Annotated in this window: 20 protein-coding genes; 11 read left to right on the top strand and 9 right to left on the bottom strand. The window is 53.8% G+C overall.

The genetic code is table 11. From position 1 onward, the window contains the following. Positions 1–46 precede the first annotated feature (46 nt). Genes BVC71_RS04745 through BVC71_RS04720 form a run of 6 tightly spaced genes read left to right on the top strand, consistent with a single transcriptional unit; the run spans position 47 to position 5276 of the window. Positions 47–961 (top strand): DMT family transporter, encoded by a 915-nt coding sequence (locus tag BVC71_RS04745; RefSeq protein WP_086450444.1) that lies wholly within the window; start codon positions 47–49, stop codon positions 959–961. Between the two features lie 21 nt (positions 962–982). Then, positions 983–1846: an ATPase gene (locus tag BVC71_RS04740; RefSeq protein ID WP_086450443.1), complete on the top strand. Its 864-nt coding sequence runs from the start codon at positions 983–985 to the stop codon at positions 1844–1846. A 44-nt stretch (positions 1847–1890) separates the two neighbouring features. Then, positions 1891–2814 carry a homoserine O-succinyltransferase gene (locus BVC71_RS04735; RefSeq protein WP_086450442.1) on the top strand — a complete coding sequence of 308 codons (924 nt, stop codon included), beginning with the start codon at positions 1891–1893 and terminating at the stop codon, positions 2812–2814. Beyond that, positions 2798–3751 (top strand): alpha/beta fold hydrolase, encoded by a 954-nt coding sequence (locus BVC71_RS04730; RefSeq protein WP_086450441.1) that lies wholly within the window; start codon positions 2798–2800, stop codon positions 3749–3751. Before BVC71_RS04735 ends, BVC71_RS04730 begins: the two co-directional genes overlap by 17 nt. Before the next feature lie 45 nt (positions 3752–3796). After that, the gene (gene ppk2 / locus BVC71_RS04725) at positions 3797–4666 is read left to right on the top strand and encodes a polyphosphate kinase 2 (protein WP_086450440.1); all 870 of its coding nucleotides are present in this window, start codon (positions 3797–3799) and stop codon (positions 4664–4666) included. Beyond that, positions 4659–5276, top strand: a complete 618-nt coding sequence (locus BVC71_RS04720) for a TetR/AcrR family transcriptional regulator (RefSeq protein WP_086450439.1) — start codon at positions 4659–4661, stop codon at positions 5274–5276. Before ppk2 ends, BVC71_RS04720 begins: the two co-directional genes overlap by 8 nt. Here BVC71_RS04720 and urtE read toward each other — a convergent pair. From urtE to urtA, 5 genes are all read right to left on the bottom strand, one after another. Beyond that, entirely contained in the window at positions 5273–5968 is a 696-nt protein-coding gene (gene urtE / locus BVC71_RS04715; RefSeq protein WP_086450438.1) for an urea ABC transporter ATP-binding subunit UrtE, read from the bottom strand. The two genes, BVC71_RS04720 and urtE, sit on opposite strands and share 4 nt — an antisense overlap. Before the next feature lie 2 nt (positions 5969–5970). Continuing rightward, positions 5971–6711: an urea ABC transporter ATP-binding protein UrtD gene (urtD, locus tag BVC71_RS04710; protein WP_086450437.1), complete on the bottom strand. Its 741-nt coding sequence runs from the start codon at positions 6709–6711 to the stop codon at positions 5971–5973. Next, positions 6708–7886: an urea ABC transporter permease subunit UrtC gene (gene urtC / locus BVC71_RS04705; protein WP_086450436.1), complete on the bottom strand. Its 1179-nt coding sequence runs from the start codon at positions 7884–7886 to the stop codon at positions 6708–6710. The genes urtD and urtC overlap by 4 nt, the downstream gene beginning before the upstream one ends. Before the next feature lie 3 nt (positions 7887–7889). Then, positions 7890–9812: an urea ABC transporter permease subunit UrtB gene (urtB, locus tag BVC71_RS04700; protein WP_086450435.1), complete on the bottom strand. Its 1923-nt coding sequence runs from the start codon at positions 9810–9812 to the stop codon at positions 7890–7892. 72 nt (positions 9813–9884) lie between these two features. Continuing rightward, the gene (gene urtA, locus BVC71_RS04695; RefSeq protein ID WP_086450434.1) at positions 9885–11171 is read right to left on the bottom strand and encodes an urea ABC transporter substrate-binding protein; all 1287 of its coding nucleotides are present in this window, start codon (positions 11169–11171) and stop codon (positions 9885–9887) included. A gap of 686 nt (positions 11172–11857) precedes the next feature. On the opposite strand from urtA, the gene BVC71_RS04690 reads away from it, so the two are divergent. Next, a complete protein-coding gene (locus tag BVC71_RS04690) occupies positions 11858–14287 on the top strand; it encodes a hybrid sensor histidine kinase/response regulator (protein WP_165767721.1) in 2430 nt (809 codons plus the stop codon). Beyond that, a complete protein-coding gene (locus BVC71_RS04685) occupies positions 14284–14598 on the top strand; it encodes a TfoX/Sxy family protein (RefSeq protein ID WP_086450432.1) in 315 nt (104 codons plus the stop codon). The genes BVC71_RS04690 and BVC71_RS04685 overlap by 4 nt, the downstream gene beginning before the upstream one ends. A 74-nt stretch (positions 14599–14672) precedes the next feature. Here the strand turns inward: BVC71_RS04685 and ndk are convergent, their stop codons facing one another. Beyond that, positions 14673–15095 (bottom strand): nucleoside-diphosphate kinase, encoded by a 423-nt coding sequence (ndk, locus tag BVC71_RS04680; protein ID WP_086450431.1) that lies wholly within the window; start codon positions 15093–15095, stop codon positions 14673–14675. A 123-nt stretch (positions 15096–15218) separates the two neighbouring features. Between ndk and BVC71_RS04675 the strand changes: the two genes are divergently transcribed. From BVC71_RS04675 to BVC71_RS04665, 3 genes are read left to right on the top strand one after another with little or no spacing between them, the layout of a single operon-like run. Then, complete coding sequence (locus tag BVC71_RS04675; protein ID WP_086450430.1) at positions 15219–17072, top strand: ABC-F family ATP-binding cassette domain-containing protein; 1854 nt, start codon at positions 15219–15221, stop codon at positions 17070–17072. 36 nt (positions 17073–17108) lie between these two features. Next, entirely contained in the window at positions 17109–17729 is a 621-nt protein-coding gene (locus BVC71_RS04670; RefSeq protein WP_086450429.1) for a MarC family protein, read from the top strand. A gap of 16 nt (positions 17730–17745) precedes the next feature. After that, positions 17746–18324, top strand: coding sequence for a retropepsin-like aspartic protease family protein (locus tag BVC71_RS04665; protein ID WP_086450428.1), 579 nt, complete (start codon positions 17746–17748; stop codon positions 18322–18324). Here BVC71_RS04665 and BVC71_RS15590 read toward each other — a convergent pair whose 3' ends face one another. From BVC71_RS15590 to BVC71_RS04650, 3 genes are read right to left on the bottom strand one after another with little or no spacing between them, the layout of a single operon-like run. Continuing rightward, complete coding sequence (locus tag BVC71_RS15590) at positions 18325–18780, bottom strand: GFA family protein (RefSeq protein WP_133064493.1); 456 nt, start codon at positions 18778–18780, stop codon at positions 18325–18327. It lies immediately after the preceding gene. 23 nt (positions 18781–18803) lie between these two features. After that, entirely contained in the window at positions 18804–19265 is a 462-nt protein-coding gene (locus tag BVC71_RS04655; RefSeq protein WP_086450426.1) for a DNA polymerase III subunit chi, read from the bottom strand. Positions 19266–19267: 2 nt separating this feature from the next. Continuing rightward, positions 19268–20734, bottom strand: a complete 1467-nt coding sequence (locus BVC71_RS04650) for a leucyl aminopeptidase (RefSeq protein WP_086450687.1) — start codon at positions 20732–20734, stop codon at positions 19268–19270. Positions 20735–20831: the final 97 nt, after the last annotated feature.

Here is a 20831-nt window from a genome sequence, read left to right as displayed (position 1 = left end):
GGCTTTTTTCGGTCAATATGCCCCGAATGGAAACGGGTGACTTCGCATGACTGAACAACTACGGCTTACACCACGCGGCTGGGTGATGATTTTGATCTTGGCCTTGGTCTGGGCTGGATCTTTCACGGCAAATCGCGGCGCGCTAGAAACGGTTGGTGTCTACACCACGGTGGCCATTCGCGTAACGGGCGGGGCATTCGTGTTGTGGGTCTGGGTTGCGCTACGCCGTCAGTCAATTCCTCGGGAATGGAAATACATCCCGATCTTCTTTTTGCACGGATTACTGAACAACGCGCTGCCGTTCTCTCTGATCGTGTGGGGCCAGCAGTATATCGACAGCGGACTGGCCAGCATCCTGAATGCAACGACGGCTTTGTTCACGGTGATCCTTGCGAGCCTGTTTTTCGCCGATGAAAGACTATCATTGAACCGCTTGATCGGTGTCATCATCGGCTTTCTGGGCGTGGTAATCGTGATTGGTGTCGAAGATATCACCGCCTTAGGATCAGGGCCGACCGCATTGGGTGAATGGGCGATATTGGCCGCTACGCTATCCTATGCGGTGTCAGCGATCCTATCTCGTAAAACGCTCAAAGGTTTATCGCCCGAGGTGGCCTCGGCTGGAATGCTATCAGGTGCAGGTGTGATTATGGGCATTCTTGCACTCACCACCGAAGACATCAGCAACATGACCTTTAACACCCAAGCCATTATTTCCGTTGCATATTTGGCAATTCTCTCCAGCGCCTTTGCCTATATCCTGTTTTTCAAAGTCTTGAACACAGCTGGCGCAGGCAACCTGAGCCTCGTGACCCTCCTCGTGACACCATTTGCGATTATCCTCGGCGCCCTGTTTTTTGGCGAAGCATTGGAATGGAATGCGTATTTAGGGTTTATTGTGCTGGCATTTGGCCTTGCGGTGCTTGACGGACGGCTGCCCATAGGCAAAACCCGTTTGTGACAACCAAACCTTCGGTGGGACATGCTGTATAATTCTGCATCTGAATGGCGCGATGCGTCCAACAAACACATCCTTTTGTTCGGCATGTCCGGATTGGGCAAAACCTATGTGTCCAACCTGCTGCGCGCCCAAGGCGACTGGTTCCATTATTCGATCGATTACCGTATCGGCACGCGCTACATGGGCGAATACATCGCCGATAACGCCAAGGCAGAGGCGATGAAGAACCCGTTTTTACGTGAACTGCTCATGACGGATTCGATCTATATCGGATCGAACATTTCATTCGAAAACCTGACGCCCGTTTCTACCTATTTGGGTAAACCTGGCGATCCGGACAAAGGCGGCATTCTGATCGATGAATACCGCCGCCGTCAGGACCAATTCCAACGCGCGGAACATGACGCTCTGCTCGACACTGGATATTTCATTCGTCGTGCCAAGGCGCTGTATGGCTATTCGAATTTCATCTGTGACACTGGCGGGTCCATCTGCGAATGGGTTGATCCCACAGATGACAAAGACCCCATCATGACCGCCCTTTCGGCCGAATGTCTGTGCATTTGGATCGAAGGGTCTGATGATCATATCGATGAATTGTGCCGCCGTTTCGACAAAGCGCCCAAACCAATGTCCTATCAGCCTGCATTCTTGTCCCGCGCTTGGGATGAATATCTGGCCGAAAAAGGCGTGGCCCAAGACAAGGTTGATCCAGACGATTTCATCCGATGGACTTATCGCCGTGCATTGGACCATCGTCAGCCACGTTACCGCGCAATGGCCGAAAAATGGGGCATCACGGTAAAGGCCGAAGACATCTATGCCGTTAAAACGGCTCAGGACTTTGATGATCTGATCGCCCGCACCCTTGAGGCCCGGGCTTAATCGCCCTACATACGGCACCCTACGACACATCAGGATAAACGCATATGCCAATCAAACTGCCCGAAAACCTACCCGCCTATAACGTTCTATCGAACGAAGGCGTGATGGTGATGTCGGACGAACGGGCCGCGCGTCAGGACATCCGCCCATTGCGGTTTGGCCTGCTAAACCTGATGCCGAAAAAGATTCAGACCGAAAACCAATTTGCACGACTGTTGGGGGCAACCCCGCTGCAAATTGAATTGTCGTTGATCCGCATGACGGAACACGAAACAAAAAATACGGCCGCTGAACATATGGCTGAATTTTACCGTCCATTTGCCGATGTAGTTGCAACGGGCGAAAAATTCGACGGGCTGATTATTACGGGCGCCCCGATTGAGCATCTTGATTTTGATCAGGTGACCTATTGGGATGAGCTACAGCAGGTTTTTGAATGGACCAAAACACATGTCCATTCCACCTTTGGCGTCTGCTGGGGCGGCATGGCCATGATTTACTACCTGCATGGCGTCAAAAAACATCTGCTAGAAAACAAAGCGTTCGGCTGCATTCGCCACACAAATTGTGCTGCGTCCTCTCCGTACTTGCGCGGATTTTCGGATGATTTGGTCATGCCCGTCAGCCGATGGACGGAAATGGACCGCGCTGGCATTGAAACCAACGGTTCGTTGGAAATCCTGCTGGATAGCACCGAAACAGGCCCCGCATTGGTTCAAGACAATGAAAACCGCGCGCTTTATATCTTTAACCACTTTGAATACGACAGCGGCACCTTGAAAGAGGAATACGACCGCGACGTGGCCGAAGGTAAGCCGATTAACGTGCCGGTAAATTACTATCCCGATGACAATCCCGCGAACCCACCCCAAAACAGGTGGAGAAGTCACGCGCACCTTCTATATGGAAACTGGATAAATGAAATTTACCAGAGCACTCCGTATAACCTAAATGACATTGGCCTTTAAAATCATCGCATATTTTCTGACTTTTCTGGCCGTCGTTGCGGTCATTACCTACGTAAAAATGCGAGTTCGTGTCGCTGGTTGGGAACGTGAATACCCGCCATACGGCCACTTCGTTATGGTTGACGGGCATCCGGTGCATACCGTCGTAAGGGGCCAAGGCCCCGATCTGGTCCTGATCCACGGGGCCAGTGGCAACACCCGCGATATGGAAATTGCGCTCGGGGAACTCGCCGACCGTTATCGCCTTATCATTTTTGATCGCCCGGGTTTAGGATACACCCCGCGGATAGGCACAGGCACTGATGCAGGCACGCCCCGCGAACAAGCCGCCTTGCTACAGGCCGCCGCCGCGCAGTTGGGCGCAGATCGCCCCATCGTTCTGGGTCATTCATACGGCGGCGCGGTCGGTGCGGCATGGGCGGTGTACCATCCAGAAAATATCGCTGGTTTCGTTGATGTGTCGGGCGCCACTCATCCATGGGGCGGCTCTGTTTCAGGCCTGTATCAGGCCCTATCGACCAAAATTGGCGCAAGATTGATCCCGTACCTTGGCGCTGCTTGGGTGCCGCGCAGTTACGTACAAACCTCTGTCGAAGATATCTTTGAACCAGGAGCCCCACCCGAAGGCTATGCCGACAACGTCGCTGGTATTCTGGTGGCACGTCCGTGGTCTTTGCTGGCAAATGCGCTTCAGGTATCACACCTTGATGATGCGCTCAAACAGCAGCATGTAGGCTATCCCGACATTACGATCCCGGTCGAGGTGTTGCACGGTGACGCAGACACAACAGTCTACCTACCCATTCACGCCGAAGCGATGGCCGAACAAGTGCCAAATGCAAACCTAACGGTTCTGACTGGGGCGGGTCATATGCCACATCACACCCACAAGGCACAGATCATCGCCGCGATAGATCGCATTGCCGGATTGAACTAACCGACCGCTCTGCCCATAATAATATCAAAGAACTAGGAGAGCGTTATGGATCTGCCCTTTGACGGCGCAATCAGCGATTTTTTTGAAAACGATGCGCCCAAAGACGTTCGCAAAGCGATCGAAACCGCAGGCAAAAAAGACATCCATGATCCTGACTATCCCTACGACAAAGAGATGGACAAAAAGGAATATCAGGCCGAAATCGACGCCCTGCAGATCGAACTTGTCCGACTTCAATCGCACGTCAAGGAAACCGGTGATCGCGTGGCAATCGTGTTCGAAGGGCGCGATGCAGCAGGCAAAGGCGGCACGATCAAACGGTTCCGTGAAAACCTAAACCCACGCGGCGCAAGAGTTGTGGCATTGTCCAAACCGACCGAGGTTGAAGCAGGTCAATGGTATTTCCAGCGATACGTTGAACAACTGCCGACCGCTGGCGAAATCGTCTGCTTTGATCGCAGCTGGTACAATCGCGGCGTCGTTGAAAAGGTGTTCGATTTCTGTACCGACGAACAGCGGGACAAATGGTTTGATCAGGTTGTCCCATTTGAACAAATGCTGGTCGACGAAGGTATCAAACTGTTCAAGGTCTGGCTCAACGTTGGCCGCGCAGCCCAGTTGCAACGGTTTTTGGACCGCGAAAATAATCCTTTGAAACAATGGAAACTTAGCTGGATCGATGTCGAAGGTTTGAAACGTTGGGACGCCTACACCGATGCAATCGACGAAACGCTAAACAAAACCCACAGTGATCATGCGCCGTGGATCGTTGTCAGATCGGACGACAAAAAACGGGCGCGGCTGAATGCGATCCGATCGATCCTGACCCAACTGGAATACAAACGCAAAGACCCGAAAAATATCGGCGACATTGATCCAAAAATCGCGGGCGGACACGAAATCTGGAATGGCTAAACGCGGATACCACCACGGGAACCTTCGTCAGGAATTGGTAGACGCCTGCCTGCGCCTGATCGAAGAAAAAGGCCCGACAGGTTTCACCCTGTCCGAAGCCGCGCGCGAGGCTGGCGTTACGCCCGCCGCCGTCTATCGCCATTTTGATGGTCGCGAAAACCTGATCGCCGAAGCCGCACGTCAGGGGTATGAAATTTTCGGCGACCTGATGGAACATGCCTATGCTGGCGGAAAACCAACGGCATTGACTGCCTTTGAATCCACGGGCCGCGCCTATTTGGCCTTTGCCCGCAAATTCCCCGGCCACTACATCGCTATGTTCGAAAGCGGGATTTCAATCCAAAGCTCGCCCGAGCTAAACACCGCATCCAGCCGTGCGTTAGGCGTGATGGAAAAAGCTGCGACAGACCTTAGCCAACATATACCTGCCGACCGCCGCCCACCGCCGCAGATGTTTAGCGCCCATATATGGGCGCTAAGTCACGGTGTCGTCGAATTGTTTGCGCGGGGTTCTCCGGGTACGAAATCACCTTTCCCACCCGAAGATTTGTTGGAAACAGGTATCGGCGTTTACCTACGTGGTCTGGGTCTGATCCCGCCTGACGCTTAGATCGACACCCGTTCCAACAATGTCGCGCGTTGGATCGTCTGTTTTGGTTCATGCATGACGATTTCACCACGGTTCACGGCATAGAAATCATCCGCCAGATCGAACGCAAAATCGAAATACTGTTCGACCAGAACAACCGCGATTTCGCCTTCATCCCGCAGCTGCGAAATGACGCGGCCGATTTGCTGGATGATGTTCGGCTGGATGCCTTCGGTCGGTTCGTCTAGCAGCAACACACGCGGCCGCGTGATCAGCGCCCGCGCGATTGCCAATTGTTGCTGTTGCCCGCCCGATAAATCCCCCCCACGGCGACCCAGGAATTCCTTGAGGATCGGGAAAAGTTCGAAAATCTTTTCAGGAACCCCGCGTTCGGCTCGATCCAAACAGGCGAACCCGCTTTCTAGGTTTTCCTGAACGGTCATCAGGGGAAAGACCTCGCGCCCCTGCGGAACATAGGCGATCCCTGCCCGCGCCGCGCCGAATGCCGACAAATGGTCCAGCTTTTTGCCGTCCAGACGGATTTCGCCCTGATCATAGGGATGACGCCCCGCAATCGCCTTGAGCAGCGATGTTTTACCCACGCCATTGGTGCCCATAACAGCCGTCACCTGCCCCGGTTTGGCGGTCAGGTTGATACCGTTCAAAATCTGGCTTTGCCCGTATTTGAGCGTCAGGTTTTCAATTTCCAACATGATTAACGCCCCAGATAGACTTCGATAACTTGCGGGTTTGCGGTGACGTGGTCCAACGACCCTTCGGCCAAAACAGATCCTTCATGCAGGACCGTCACTTTGCAATTTAGACGGCGGACGAATTCCATGTCGTGTTCCACAACAATCACGGCCCGCGTTTTTGCGGCACGCACTAGCAAATCGGTGGTGTGTTCGCGTTCTGCTGGGGTCATACCCGCCGCAGGTTCATCGACCAACAACAAGCGCGGATCTTGGGCCAATAGCATACCGATTTCCAACCACTGTTTTTGCCCGTGGGACAGTTCGCCAGCGGTGCGGGGCAGTTGTTCGGTCAAACCAACCTCGGCAGCTAGTTCTTCGATCCGCGTGGCTCCTTCGGCCGACTTGCGGTAGAACAGAACATCAAACGGCCCGCGTTTATTTTTCAGCGCCATGGCGAGGTTTTCGCGAACCGTCTGCGCCTCAAACACCGTGGGTTTTTGGAACTTTCGACCGATGCCTTCGCGGGCGATCGCGCTTTCTGACATGCCCAGCAGATTACGGGATTGTTCGCCCCACAAAACGTGGCCGGTATCGGGTTTTGTTTTGCCCGTGATGATGTCCATAAACGTTGTTTTACCCGCACCATTTGGCCCGATCACCGCCCGCAGTTCGGGTTCGTTGATCGACAGGGACAAATTGTTGATCGCTCGGAACCCGTCAAAAGTGACCGACACGCCCGAGACTTCTAATAGTGCGCTCATGCTTTTGGCCCTTTTTCACGGTTGATTGTGATGTAGTCGAACAGCCCGCCGATACCTTTCGGGAACAGCAGCGTGACCAAAACAAAGGACAGGCCCAGCAGCACCAGCCACCAATCGGTCCAGACAATTTCGTAAAAGCCCAGATCGATGTTCGGCGCGCCGCCGCCCGTGAACCACGACGACAGCAGCGACACGAACGTCGCACCGATCACCGCGCCATACAGGCGCCCACGGCCACCAATCGCGACCCAAACCGCCAGATAGATCGACGCGATTGGCGCGATTTCGGCAGGGTTAATGATGCCTGCCTGCGGATAGTACAGCGCGCCCGCAATGCCCGCGACCATAGCGGTGATGGTGAAAACGAATAGTTTATAGGATTCAACGTGGTAACCTAAGAACCTAACGCGCGCTTCGTCATCGCGGATGGCACGAATAACGCTGCCCATTTTGCCCGATATAACAAAGGCGAACAGCACATACCCCAGCCCCAGCGCAACTGCCGACGCCCAAAAGAAACGGATCGACAGGACGTCTTGGCCCAGATCCGATCCCGGCATGTTTTGCAGACCCGAAAGGCCGTTGTTACCGCGCAGGCCGCTGTCGTTCTGGAACAGGTATAGCGACAACGCCAACGTCATCGCTTGGGTCAGGATCGACAGGTAAACGCCCGTGACGCGGCTGCGGAACGCAAGCCAGCCAAAAACCAGAGCCAGTAGCCCCGGCACAATCACGACCGCGGCCAACTGCAACGGCAACGAATGCGCAAAGGCCCAGATCAGTGGGAATTCGCTGCTGCCGACCACACCGAAAATCTGGGTGCCAATCGCATCAGAGATTTCAGCCGACGTCGCAGGGATCACGTCATTCGACAACGACCCAACCACGATGTCGTGGGTGCGTGCATACATCAGCCACATGCCAATCGCATAGCCGCCGATCCCAAAGAACGCAAAGTGGCCAAGGCTAAGGATACCGCAATACCCCCAGACCACGTCCATCGCGATGGCGATCAGACAAAGGCACAGCGTTTTACCCAAGGTTTTCACGAAAGAGGTCGAAATAACCCCTGCCCCTGTCGCCTCGGCCAAGACTGTCACGCCTAGCGTGAACAGTGCCAAACACAGCAGGAAAACCAGAACAGATCGATTTGTTACTAGGAACGAATTTTTCATGACTTAGTTCCCCGCCGCGCGGCCCTTGAGGGCAACGATGCCTTTGGGTCGGAATTGGATAAAAATGATGATGAACAGGATCATGTAGGTCTGCGCCGCCAAGGTATTCGACGGGTTCATCCATTCGATGCCCTTTTGCAGGAACCCGATCAGCGACGCGCCAGCCAGCGTGCCCCAGACGTTTCCAACGCCGCCAACAACCACCGTCATGAACGACTGCACGATGTAATCCGCGCCCATTTCGGATGTCACCTTGGCATACAAACCAATCGCCACGCCCGCGATGCCCGCGATGCCCGACCCCAGACCAAAGGTCAGCATGTTGATGCGGTCAGGGTTGATACCCATCGATGCCGCCATGCCAGGGTTTTGGGTGACTGCGCGAACCTCTAGGCCCAGACGGGTCTTTTTCAGGATGAACAGGATCAGACACAGGAACAGAACCGCAAGCACGAAAATCGCGATACGGATGTAGCTGATTGCAACGACGTCGTTGAAAACCAACGCTCCATCCAACCACGCGGGAGATGTCAGCGGACGCGCCTGCGTACCAAAGATGTTTTTCGCGATTTGTTGCAGCGCGATTGAGATACCAAATGTCGCCAGCAAAGTTTCCAGCGGACGTTTATACAGGTGACGGATCACTAGACGTTCCATCGCGACACCCGCCGCGAAAGTCACGGCAAAGGCAACAGGCAACGCCACAATGATCGACACGGTGTAATCAGGAATGATCTGTTGGATCACGTAGCCGGTGTAGGCGCCCATCATGATGAATTCGCCGTGGGCCATGTTGATCACGCCCATAACGCCGAATGTCACAGCCAAACCGATGGCCGCTAGGAAATAGATCGACGCTAGCGAAATAGCGTCCATTGCAAGGTCGGCGGTTTGCATTGCGCCGACCTTCAATTCCATGTGTTTCAGCGCGGCGACGGCTGCATCCGTGACTGCCGCAATAGGTTCGTCGTAAACTGAATAGAACACATGCGCATCAATTGCGGCCTGCATATCGGATTGCGTCATCAATGGCGCTACAGTTCCTGCATCGGCCAAGGCCTGATACGCAGCGATCCGTGCATCAGGATCGGACAGCGTGGAAACGGGAATGCCGCCAACGCGCCCTTCTACAATGTTCGCAGCCAAAACCGATTTTATTTCGTCAGCGCTCAACGCAGGTTCCGCCAGATCGGCGGCAACCAATTCGGCGTAGGCGTCGGCAAATTCAGGTTCCCGAATTTCCGCGATATTCGCGTCGGGCAATTCGGTCGCAACGCCGTTTTGCGACGTCAGGATTTGGTTCATGACCGCGCGGGCGTCCACGCTGACTTCAGTGCTTAACGCCTCAATCGCAGCAACGCGGTCTTCGGTTGCGTCGCCGAACCGAGCGGTCAGCATTTGCAGCAGGCTTTCCTTGCGGGCCCGAATGGCCGCATCAGGCTCTGCATCAATGGACGCGGCCAATGGTTCCAGTTGGTCAGCCGATCCATCACGGGCAATTGCGTCCAGCGCGGCGATACGGCGTTCAGGATCAGGATCTTGCAACTGGAATTGAACCAGCGCAGTTCCGATCACACCGCGCACACCCGCGTTTGGCTTGATCTGGCTCAGCTCGCCTTTGGGCGCTTGGCCAACGACTTCGCCAGTGGAAATATCAATCAGATCAAAAGGATCAGCACCATCAACATAGTAAAACTGACCGTCTGTGTCCCACTGATAGACCTCTTTGCCCTGCCAGCGTTCTAGGAACATAGGGACCTCGGGCTGACCTAGTGCGATCAGGTCATCGATGGCCACCTGCACCGAACGGCGTGACGGTTTGGCAATTTCTTCAGAGTGGGTTCGCAGAACGGATTGCAGATCTTGGGCAGCAGCGGCAGCCGCCAGCACAACGATGGACACAGCCATCACCAAAGCGCGAAGCATGGGCGCGATCCTTATGGGGGTAGTCAAAGAAAATGGGCCGGAGGATAGTCCCCCGGCCCGGATATCAAACGATTAGTAGTTCGACGTCAGCTGAACGCAGGATTCAGTTTCGGTGTTGTACATACCGCATTCCAGTTCAACCCAGTCGGAGACCAGAACAGCCGATTCAGGCAGGTAGTCGGTCCATGCATCGCCAGGAACTTCGGTGGTTTGGCTGATGATGTCGAATTGACCGTCTTCCAGAATTTCACCGATCAGAACTGGTTTCGCCAGATGGTGGTTTGGCAGCATAACTGCGGTACCGCCGGTTAGGTTCGGGAACTCTTGACCTGGTAGAGCTGCGATAACGGTGTCGATATCGGTTGTGCCGGTTTCTTCAACCGCGTTCACCCACATGTTGAAGCCGATATAGTGAGCTTCCATTGGGTCGTTGGTTACGCGCGCATCGTCGCCGATGAATTCGTGCCATGCAGCGATGAATTCAGCGTTTGCTTCGGTGTCTGCCGACATGAAGTAGTTCCAAGCAGCCAAGTGACCGACAAGGTTGGTGGTGTCCAGACCCGACAGTTCCTCTTCGCCAACCGAGAATGCGACTACTGGGATATCTTCAGCCGATACGCCCTGAGCTGCCAGTTCTTTGTAGAAACCGATGTTTGCGTCACCGTTGATGGTGGACACAACGCCAACCTGCTTGCCGTCTGCACCCAGTGCAACGACGTCAGACACGATGGTTGCCCAGTCCGAATGACCGAATGGGGTGTAGTTTACAAAGATGTCTTCGGCAGCGATGCCGTTGTCCATCAGGTAAGCTTCTAGAATGTTGTTGGTGGTACGTGGGTAAACATAGTCAGTACCCAGCAGCGCGAATTTTTCGACGCCCAGTTCTTCTAGGAAGTAATCAACCGCAGGGATCGCCTGCTGGTTAGGAGCCGCACCAGTGTAGAATACGTTGCGCGACGATTCTTCGCCTTCGTACTGAACTGGGTAGAACAGCAGACCGTTCAGCTCTTCCAGAACTGGCAGAACCGATTTACGCGAAACCGATGTCCAGTTACCGAAAATAACGTCTACTTCGTGAACCGAGATCAGCTCGCGTGCTTTTTCCGCGAACAGAGGCCAGTCGGATGCTGGGTCAACAACGACAGCTTCCAATTCACAGCCCAACAGGCCGCCGGCAGCGTTCTGGCCTTCGACCAGCATCAGCATGGTGTCTTTCAGAGTGGTTTCCGAAATTGCCATGGTGCCGGACAGCGAGTGCAGAACACCAACTTTGATGGTGCAATCTTGAGCGAAAGCAGTGCTAGCGCCTGCAATGACAGCTGCGGTCGAAAGTGCAGGCAGCAAAGTTTTCTTAAACATAAAATACGTCCCCTGTATGAGACACCGTGCATCTTGGCCTTTGGCCTTTTCCCGTTATCGGGTTATAACGATGTCTCAGCTTGTTGCTGTTGTCGCGCGGGGGGATGATCTGCCAGGATGGCCCCTCGTGCGGCGGTTAAAGCGGCGTTTACCGCTCGACCAAACACTGCTGCAAACGTTCCCAAATGCGCAAGAAATCGGCAGGATTTTTCAAAACGCCAGGCCGAAAAGCTTAAAAATTACTCAGCGACAATTTTTCCGCTTACTTTTTCACCACTGGCTTAACGGATTTTTTCAAAAGTTTCCCAAATGATAAGATTTTCCATCAAGAAAACACCTTGGGGGTTGTGACCGTCATCCGCCATACGACCGATTTAGATTTTCATTGACCGATGGACGCAAAAGGCTCGAAACTATCCAATAGGGTAATACGTATACCCCAACGGCGCGTTTTCGTTGCGCTAGAGTTGATTTAGGTTAAGCGAAGTCGCCAAGGCAAATGGTAGGTTACAGGGTCGCCTTTGATGTCACCAGCACGAACAAGACAAATAACAGGCCCTAGCCAATCTGACGCGAACAGAGACGCTGTTTTATTTCAGGATTTAGAAGGGTCGCAAATCTATGCCCTTCGGAAAAACATCGAGAATTTTCCATACAGGCATACGCTCATTTATCTGGCCACTGGTTTGGTTTGGGTTCTTATCCTGACGGCCAGCACAGGCACAAATAACCCAAGCGAGTTGGCATTGGCCTATATGCCGCATGTCGGCCTGTTTATGATTGCCATGGGGACATTGATCTATCCGACGAAACTGCTTCTCGTCCCGACGCTAGCCTTCACAGCGATCTTCCTGTTGCAAGCGATCATACCCACCCTATCAATCGCCGCGACGATCGAAGGCCCCTATGCGCCGTCGATCTATTTGATTGCGTTAGTCAGCAATCTGCTAATCGGCCTAATTACTGGTGGCATTGGCCGCTTTTTTCTTAGCCGCTACGCCAGCACGACGGACGCGCATAACTTAGACCTCATCGTTTCAACAATCAGCGGCCTGCTATTTACCTTTGTCGCCGTCGCAATGGTCTTGGTCTTTTATACTTTGACGACGAACATATTCCCCAATTCGTCGACCGCTTTAGGTATCAATGAAACCTATCTGCACACCGCTTTAATACGCTGCGCCTACGGTGGGGTCGTGATGTCGGTATTTCTGTTGGGTGTCATTCAATTTCCGCGACCGTTGGACCTTGTTTGGGCAATGCCATTTACGTTGCTCTTTGCGGTGCTGAACACAGTGCAAGAGTTGGGTTTTGGGATTCACGAAATGCTGGATCCAATCGCTCTTTCGGCATTTTTAGCCGTTGTTTTGCCTTTGCGCTTGGTCGTGCCGACACTCATGTCGGGAATATTGGTCTATATTGTCCTATCAGGCACATTTGTATCGGTCGGGCCTTTTGCCTCTGAACTTGATCAAATCATCGAAACCTACTGCATTATTGGGTTGGCCGTAATTGTCGCGATTTTGGCTATGCGTAGCCACCTTTTGCACAATGAAAACCGCCAGACCAATTCGATCCGTCGTCTGAACACTGTCCGAAACTATGCAGGCGTAGGTATTTTTTCGGTCGATATCCGCAATCGTTTGGTCAGCGTTGATCCGGTAACCCAACGTATGCTTGGCGTTCCCAGCCAGTTTGACGTCGCGACCATGATGCGCAAATTCGGCCCACGCGAACAAAAAGAACTGCGGCGCCTTATGTTTTATCGCCCCGGTGAAACAACCACACTGCTTGCACGTTTGCGCGAAGTCCCCAAATCGAACAACAGCCGCGTTATCAGGTTGTTCCTGTGGTACGAACGGTCTGTGGAACATTCGCCAGTTGTCTATGGATTGGTCGTCGATGTGACTGGCGAACACCTACAGGAACGTGCGCTGAAAGAAACACTGGCTGAACTGTCGATCCGTCAGGACCAGCAGAAACAGATGTTTTCGATTATCAGCCACGAACTGCGCACACCTGCGTCGGTCATTTCCATGTTGATCGATGATCTAGACGACGAAAATGCAGACATCGCGCATAGCCACCATCGCCTTCGCGAGGCAACCGACCAATTGCTTGGCGTTTTGACCGACATGCGTCAGGCTGTAAACCCGGAAAAAAATCTGCCGGTCAATATTCAACCGTTCAGGCCGACCGACGTTGCGGAATCCATTCGCAATACATTCGAAATGCAAGCGCAGTCCGCAAAGGTACAAATTCAATTGCGTCTGGGCGATGGCGCAGAAGAAACCGTCTTGGGCGACAATGTTCGCATTAAACAAGTGCTGGGAAATCTCATCAAAAACGCGATTATTCATTCGCGCTGCTCCACCATCACACTAAGTTACCGCGCAGGTCTAGACGGCGAACAGGGGCAACGAATGGGCATGTGGGCCGTCACTGACGACGGTATTGGCATCCCCGATGACGAAGTCGAACGCCTGTTTCAACCATTCCAACGCGGTGGTAGCGACGCACGCAATCGCCCTGACGGGTCGGGTCTGGGCCTTTACATCGTACGCACCTCTATCCAGCTATTGGGCGGTGATGTCCGGTACTTCCCTGCCCCCGAAGGCGGCGCAGGTTATCATGTTCGCCTGCCCGAACCTCTTGCGTCCCAGCAACAAATTCAGGCTCACAAGCAAATCCACGTTGCCGATGTTGATTTCAGCGCGCTTTACGTCGTTCTGGCCGAAGACAATCCATTGGTTGCCGAAGTCACCAGTGCGCGCCTGCGCAAACTCATGGGCCGCGTCGAAGTAGCGACTTCAGGCCGTGCCGCATTGGACCTTATCGAAAAAGACCCACCAGATTTGGTGATCACAGACCTCTTTATGCCTGAGATGTCCGGTGACGAACTCACGCAAACCCTACGCAGTCAGGGCTTTGAACGCCCTATTGTGGGCCTAACGGCGGCGGTGGTCGGTGATGATATGCGGCGCTTTGAATTGGCTGGTGCATCGACCATCATGTCCAAACCACTAGACACAAATGCTCTTATGAAATTTCTGGAAAGCCACCAATCGGACACCCAAAACACCGCATCGTCAGCCGATCATCGCGCAGCCCAATGACACTACAATCTATCAAAGGGATCGGCCCAGCCGTCGCTGCAGAACTGGAACGTGCAGGGATCAAATCGGCGGATGAATTGCGTAACCTAGGCGCCGACGAAGCCTACAAGCGAATGATCGCAGCCGGAACGCGGCCCCATTTCATAGGCTATTACGCACTGCATATGGCGTTGCAGGGACGACCTTGGAACGACTGCAAAGGCAAAGAAAAAGACGATTTTCGCAAACGGTTTGACGTACTGGTCGCATCGGATACCTCCCGCCCAGGGTCGGAGTTGCAAAAATTCCTCTCAGACATGGGGCTCGCATAATCACCGCAGCCTTTAAAAACAGCAAAGCCCGCGCAACTGCGCGGGCTTTACCGTTGAATAACCGAAATGGCCGATTAGCCAACCAGTTCCAGACCCGAGAAGAAGAACGCGATTTCTTCTGCTGCGGTTTCTGGAGCGTCCGAACCGTGAACCGAGTTTTCGCCAACCGATTTCGCGAATTCTGCGCGGATGGTGCCTGGTGCTGCGTCTGCTGGGTTGGTTGCGCCCATAACTTCGCGGTTTTTCGCGATTGCGCCTTCGCCTTCCAGAACCTGAACAACAACTGGTGCGGATGCCATGAATTCGCACAGTTCGCCGTAGAATGGGCGCTCAGCGTGAACAGCGTAGAACTGACCAGCTTGTGCTGGGGTCAGGTGGATACGCTTGGATGCGACAACGCGCAGGCCAGATTCTTCGAATTTAGCAACGATAGCACCGGTCAGGTTACGTTCGGTTGCGTCTGGTTTGATGATCGACAGAGTGCGTTCTACAGCCATCTTAGCCTCTTTTTAACAGCGGCCCCATTGGGGCGGATTGAATTTGGCGCTGCCCTAGCACGTGTTAGCGCATAAGAAAAGCCGCGATTGACGCAAGCAGCGTCATCAGGCAATGACGCATCTATGCTACGCCTTGATGACATCAGTTATTCGATCGAGGGCCGTGTTCTGATCGACCACGCCTCTGCTGTAATTCCCACCGGCCACAAGGTCGGCCTTGTGGGCAATAATGGTACGGGAAAAACCACTCTTTTCAAACTGATACGGGGCGACCTGCATCTGGATACGGGCGACATCACCCTACCCAACGGTTGGAAAATCGGCGGCGTCAGCCAAGAGGTGCCAGGAAACGAAGTGTCATTGATCGACACCGTTTTGGCCGCTGACACCGAACGCGCCGCGTTAATGGCAGAATCGCAGACCGCGACCGACCCCGCCCGTATTGCCGATATTCAAACTCGCCTTGCTGATATCGACGCATGGAGCGCAGAAGGCCGCGCCAGCACGATCCTAAAGGGTCTGGGATTTACCGACGAAGAACAGCAAATGCCCTGCTCGGCCTTTTCGGGCGGTTGGCGGATGCGCGTGGCATTGGCCGCAGTTCTGTTTTCCGAACCCGATCTGCTGCTGCTGGACGAACCGACCAACTATCTCGACCTCGAAGGCGCGCTATGGCTGGAAAACTATCTGACGAAATACCCGCACACCGTGCTGATCGTCAGCCACGACCGCGAACTGCTGAACCGGTCCGTTACCGGTATCCTGCATTTGGAAAACCAGTCGCTGACCTATTACACTGGCCCCTATGACAGCTTTGCCAAACAGCGCGCCGAACAACGCGCCGTTCTGATGCAAGCCGCCAAAAAACAAGAGGCCCGCCGCGCCCACCTGCAATCCTTTGTCGACCGATTCAAAGCCAAAGCGACCAAGGCAAAACAGGCGCAGTCCCGCGTTAAGATGTTGGAAAAAATGGAAACGATCCGCGTCCCCGAAGACGCCGCACGCACCGTTTTCACCTTTCCATCGCCTGAACCTTTGTCGCCCCCCATCATCCGCGTCGAAGGCGGCAGTGTTGGCTATGATGGCAAACCGATCCTGCGCCATCTGAACCTGCGCATCGATCAGGACGACCGCATCGCCTTGCTTGGGCGCAATGGCGAAGGCAAATCGACGCTGTCGAAACTGCTGTCCGATCGATTGGACCTGATCGAAGGCGACAAACACAGCAGTTCGAAACTGCGCATCGGGTTCTTTGCCCAGCATCAGGTGGACGAACTGCGCGTCGAAGAAACGCCATTACAGCACCTTCAGCGCGAATTGCCCGAATTGCATCAATCGAAACTGCGGGCGAAACTCGCAGGCTTTGGCCTGATGGCAGCCCAAGCCGAAACCGAAGTGGGACGTTTGTCGGGCGGTCAAAAGGCGCGTTTGTCGTTGCTGTTGGCAACATTGGATTCGCCACATCTATTGATCTTGGACGAACCGACCAACCACCTAGACATCGAAAGCCGCGAGGCTTTGGTCGAAGCGCTGACCGAATATTCAGGCGCTGTGATCCTTGTCAGCCACGACATGCACCTATTGTCGATGGTCGCGGACCGTTTGTGGCTGGTCAAAGACGGCCGCGTCGCGCCATATGACGACGATCTGGCGGCCTATCGCGCCTTGCTGCTGCAATCAGACAAACCCGCCGACAAACCGAAAGCGGAAAAGCCGAAACCGCAAAAGGCAGACCGCAACACGATCCTTGCCCTACGGGCCGAGGTCCGCAAATGCGAAGACCGGATTGAAAAGATCAATGAAATCCGCGATCGCGTCGCCTCTGAATTGGCGGACCCTGCCCTGTACGAAGACGCAAGCGCCGACAAATTGGAAAAATTGAACCGCAAATACGCCGAAGCCGTCGACGCCACCGAACGCGCCGAAGAATTGTGGATGGAAGCGCTGGATAAATTGGAACAGGCCGAAAACGGATAGTTTGCCAGATGGTCAAATATCCGCTAGCACATCGCCATGACTGAATTGATTACCGCCTTCACGACCCTGTTCGTGATTATCGACCCCATCGGCCTTGCGCCATTGTTTGTGGCCCTAACCCAAGGCCAGTCCGCAGCGCAACGCCGCGGAATCGCTATTCGCGCCTGTTTGATCGCGCTGGCAATTTTGGTCGTCTTCGCGTTTGTCGGTGAATCTTTGCTGGAATTTGTTGGCATTTCGATGCCGGCATTCCGTATCGCGGGCGGTATTTTGTTGTTTCTTACCGCGCTGGAAATGCTGTTTCAAAAACGCCAAACGCGGCGTCAGGGTCACACAGACGATGCCGCCGAAGACCACATCGACGACCCATCCGTCTTTCCTATCGCCATTCCGTTAATCGCAGGCCCGGGTGCAATTGCGACGATCATCCTTTTGACCGAAGAAGCAGCAAGCGTGCTTGATTACGCGTCGGTGTTCGGTGTCTTGTCCGCGGTCTTGCTTTTGGTGTTCTTGATGTTCCTGATCGCGATCCCGTTAGAGCGTTTATTGGGCCGCGTTGGTGTGAACGTTGTAACGCGGATTTTGGGCATGTTGCTGGCTGCGCTAGCTATTCAATTTATATTGGACGGCCTGCGGTCTTTTGGTTTGGCACCGTGAGACCTATCTATAGCGCATGGATAGTTACGACAAAATGCGCCTTTTGTACCTTGGGCTTTTAATCGCTGTCATTCTGGGATCGCTATTGATGCGTTCTGGTGGCCGCATTGGGCATCTTTTGCGACAAGCCGGCCTATGGGTTGTTATTTTTTCTGGCGTAAGTTTTGGCATAGCGACATTGCAGGGTGACCTCATTTTCACCAGTCAAAACCAAACCGTACTGGATGACGGCAGGATCGAACTGACCATGCAGCGCGATGGCCATTACTACCTGACCGCAAATGTTAACGGCGCACCTATCGAATTTGTCGTTGATACAGGCGCCAGCCATATCGTTTTGACCCAAGCGGATGCAAAACGCGCGGGCATTGATGTATCAACTTTGCGCTATATCGGATCAGCCTCTACCGCGAACGGCATTGTCCGCACTGCACCCGTTACGATCCAATCATTGCAGGTCGATGATGTGACAGACAAAAACATCCGCGCTGTCGTCAACGGCGGTGAAATGAACGGATCGCTTTTAGGTATGTCCTATCTGAACCGATTTGAAAAAATAGAAATCAGCCAAAACCGATTGGTTCTTACACGCTAATCAGGTTTCGTGATCTGGATGTTGGTGCGACGTCAAAACAGCCTGTTCGGTTGTGATAAAATCCATATCACTCTTGTGGCTGGGCACAGTATCCAACATGTCGAAATGATCGGTGCGTGCCTCAACACCCCAAACGAATTTCAACGGCACGTCCTGCGGTTTATCCAAAGACGCGATACTGATCGACACATGCGGCCGGCCGATGCGGCGAAACGTCAGTGTTGTGCCGCAATCACGACAAAAAGACCGCTCCGCTATATCAGAACTACTAAAAACTTCGGGCATGTTACGTGTCCAAGTCAGGTTGCTGACTGGGCAAGACACCCAAAACATAACCAATGATCCCGACGCCTTTTGGCACATGCGGCAATGACACGCGTGCCCGTTATCCATCATATTAGAAATGCGATAGCGCACCCGACCGCACTGGCACCCGCCAGCATGATAACCTTCCAATTGATTTCCCTTTCAAGACAGAGTTAAGCCGTTTCCGCCTTTTTCACCCAACGTCCCCCCTCTTGGGCCCAATATTGCGCTGTGGTTCCTGCCCCGGTCAACTGTTTCCATGCGTCACGTGCAATTTGAACGGATGTTCCGTCGTGCCCGTCAAACACAACCATCGCACGATCCGCTGTCTTCACCTCTTCCGATGACAAGACAGCGCCATGGACCGACACAATGCAGCTAGCATTGTTCGTGTTATTGACCGCAGTGGTCAGCAATATGGGCTGATCTGCATCGTGCGGCCCGCCCGCAATCCCGTGAGGCAGAAACGAAGGCCCTGCACCTTTCCACAACTCAACATCCAATCGAGCCAGCCGATCTGGGTCGGTGCCGCGCACCTCAACACGCCAACCTGCCTCTAACGCTTTTCCCAACAAAATGGGCAAAGCATGTTCAAGGCTGTCTTCGGTTAAATGATAAAAATACGCGGCGCCCATTTTTACGCTTCGTATTTGTCAGCGATCAATCGGTTCAACGCCATCACGCCCCAGCCGGTCGCGCCTTTGGGTGCCAGCGCGGTTTCTGTTTTCGTGTCAGCCGTACCAGCGATATCAATATGCGCCCAAGGCATGTCATCTTTGATAAAGCGTTTCAGGAATTGCGCCGCTGTGATCGACCCGCCTGCACGGCCGCCTGTGTTTTTCATGTCAGCTTTGTTCGATTTGATCAGCTTGTCATAGGCTGGGCCCATCGGCATACGCCATGCGCCTTCGCCTTCGGCCGCAGCCGACCCAACCACATTTGCTGCCAAGGTGTCATCATTTGAAAAGACGCCAGCGTTTTCATTCCCCAGCGCGATAATGATCGCACCGGTTAGAGTCGCCAAATTTACGATGCCAGACGGGTTAAACCGTTCCTGCGTGTACCAAAGAACATCCGCCAGAACCAAACGGCCTTCGGCATCTGTGTTGATAACTTCGATCGTGTCACCTTTCATCGATTTCACGATATCGCCTGGGCGGGTTGCATTGCCCGATGGCATGTTTTCAACCAGCCCAACCAGACCAACGACATTTGCCTTGGCCTTGCGCAAAGCAAGCGTTTTCATAACGCCCGAAACAACACCAGCGCCGCCCATATCCATGGTCATGTCTTCCATGCCAGCAGCTGGTTTCAGGCTGATGCCGCCCGTGTCAAACACCACTCCTTTACCTACGAATGCAAATGGCGCCTCATCGCCGCCGCCGTTCCATTTCATAACGACAACCTTTGACGGGCTGTCCGAACCCTGACCGACACATAAAAGAGATCCCATGCCCAGCTCTTCCAACTGGGCCTCCTCCAACACTTCAACCTCGACCCCCAAACCACTGAGATATTTCAGTTTTTCTGCAAAGGTGGTGGTCGTCAGGACGTTCGCGGGTGCGCTGGTTAGATCGCGGGTAAAGAACACACCTTCGACGACTGCGGATAGCGGCGCGTAGGCTTCTTTCGCCGCATCCACGTCTTTGACCATGACCGAAATGGTGCCGTATTCAGGCGCATCGCTGGTTTTGCATTCTGTGTAGGCGTAGGCGCGCATGGCGATGCCGAATGCAACCTCTTCGGCTTTGAAAACCTGTCCCGCCAATAGGGTCACATTGCCCGACCCCATCGCCTTGGCAATTGCAGCGCCTGCTTTGCGGGCCTCTGATTGTGATGGACGGCGCGGCAATTTGACCACCAGGACAGCATCTGCCGCGACCCCAGCCGGATAGGCCAATGTGGTCACATCACCCACGCTCATTTTTTCAAATCCGTCAGAATCAACCAACCGTTCGACTGCTTTTTTAGTCAGACTGTTCACCTTGCGCGCCGATTGGTCCAGTTTTCCATCTTCGGTGACAAAAATAACCAGTCTACCTGCGGTTTCCGCGATGTTTTCCAGCGAAAAATTGGCAAATTCGATTGTTACAGGCGTGGTCATTTGGTGCTCCTTGTTGGATCGTTTAGGCAATTGGTAGCCTGCGACAGCTAGAATGACCAGAATGCGGTTCAATCCCTCGTTCAAATCGGCTAGCGTC

This window comes from Marivivens niveibacter, from assembly GCF_002150005.2.
GTDB classification, from domain to species: domain Bacteria; phylum Pseudomonadota; class Alphaproteobacteria; order Rhodobacterales; family Rhodobacteraceae; genus Marivivens; species Marivivens niveibacter.
This window is presented reverse-complemented; position numbering and strand designations above follow the sequence as displayed.

What these genes read in the sequence shown, in the direction of transcription:
- BVC71_RS04745 (WP_086450444.1), top strand. Translation starts at nt 47, where the DNA reads ATGACTGAACAACTACGGCTTACACCACGCGGCTGGGTGATGATTTTG.
- BVC71_RS04740 (WP_086450443.1), top strand. Translation starts at nt 983, where the DNA reads ATGCTGTATAATTCTGCATCTGAATGGCGCGATGCGTCCAACAAACAC.
- BVC71_RS04735 (WP_086450442.1), top strand. Translation starts at nt 1,891, where the DNA reads ATGCCAATCAAACTGCCCGAAAACCTACCCGCCTATAACGTTCTATCG.
- BVC71_RS04730 (WP_086450441.1), top strand. Translation starts at nt 2,798, where the DNA reads ATGACATTGGCCTTTAAAATCATCGCATATTTTCTGACTTTTCTGGCC.
- ppk2 (WP_086450440.1), top strand. Translation starts at nt 3,797, where the DNA reads ATGGATCTGCCCTTTGACGGCGCAATCAGCGATTTTTTTGAAAACGAT.
- BVC71_RS04720 (WP_086450439.1), top strand. Translation starts at nt 4,659, where the DNA reads ATGGCTAAACGCGGATACCACCACGGGAACCTTCGTCAGGAATTGGTA.
- urtE (WP_086450438.1), bottom strand. Translation starts at nt 5,968, where the DNA reads ATGTTGGAAATTGAAAACCTGACGCTCAAATACGGGCAAAGCCAGATT.
- urtD (WP_086450437.1), bottom strand. Translation starts at nt 6,711, where the DNA reads ATGAGCGCACTATTAGAAGTCTCGGGCGTGTCGGTCACTTTTGACGGG.
- urtC (WP_086450436.1), bottom strand. Translation starts at nt 7,886, where the DNA reads ATGAAAAATTCGTTCCTAGTAACAAATCGATCTGTTCTGGTTTTCCTG.
- urtB (WP_086450435.1), bottom strand. Translation starts at nt 9,812, where the DNA reads ATGCTTCGCGCTTTGGTGATGGCTGTGTCCATCGTTGTGCTGGCGGCT.
- urtA (WP_086450434.1), bottom strand. Translation starts at nt 11,171, where the DNA reads ATGTTTAAGAAAACTTTGCTGCCTGCACTTTCGACCGCAGCTGTCATT.
- BVC71_RS04685 (WP_086450432.1), top strand. Translation starts at nt 14,284, where the DNA reads ATGACACTACAATCTATCAAAGGGATCGGCCCAGCCGTCGCTGCAGAA.
- ndk (WP_086450431.1), bottom strand. Translation starts at nt 15,095, where the DNA reads ATGGCTGTAGAACGCACTCTGTCGATCATCAAACCAGACGCAACCGAA.
- BVC71_RS04675 (WP_086450430.1), top strand. Translation starts at nt 15,219, where the DNA reads ATGCTACGCCTTGATGACATCAGTTATTCGATCGAGGGCCGTGTTCTG.
- BVC71_RS04670 (WP_086450429.1), top strand. Translation starts at nt 17,109, where the DNA reads ATGACTGAATTGATTACCGCCTTCACGACCCTGTTCGTGATTATCGAC.
- BVC71_RS04665 (WP_086450428.1), top strand. Translation starts at nt 17,746, where the DNA reads ATGGATAGTTACGACAAAATGCGCCTTTTGTACCTTGGGCTTTTAATC.
- BVC71_RS04655 (WP_086450426.1), bottom strand. Translation starts at nt 19,265, where the DNA reads ATGGGCGCCGCGTATTTTTATCATTTAACCGAAGACAGCCTTGAACAT.
- BVC71_RS04650 (WP_086450687.1), bottom strand. Translation starts at nt 20,734, where the DNA reads ATGACCACGCCTGTAACAATCGAATTTGCCAATTTTTCGCTGGAAAAC.